We start from the raw sequence: 278 nt of genomic DNA, 5'->3' as shown, positions 1-278 counted from the left end.
ATCGAGATGCCATTCTGGCGCTGGCACTGGCCATGAACGGCGAAGATTTACAGCTTTATTATCAGGTTGCGCTCAGTGGCCGCAAGGATCTGACTCTGGCTCCAGACCCGCGTCAGGGATTTGAGATGCTGTTGCTGCGCATGCTGGCGTTTCGTCCGCTGCCGGAGCAGTTACCGGAGGCATTGGCCAATCTGGATCTGGGTTCGGCGCTGTCCAGTCCTTCGGCGCTGGTCAGCCCTTCACAACCAGCCCTGATTGAGGCGCAAAAAAAAAAGCCA

General features: G+C 57.2%; 1 pseudogene. It reads left to right on the top strand.

Features of this window, described 5'->3' with window-relative positions:
* Positions 1 to 11 precede the first annotated feature (11 nt).
* Positions 12 to 278, top strand: a pseudogene (locus Q4563_RS19515) (DNA polymerase III subunit gamma/tau); the annotation flags it as partial.

This window comes from Gilvimarinus sp. 1_MG-2023 (assembly GCF_030548285.1).
Note: the sequence above shows the minus strand (reverse complement) of the source record. Positions and strands in the feature narration are given on the sequence as shown.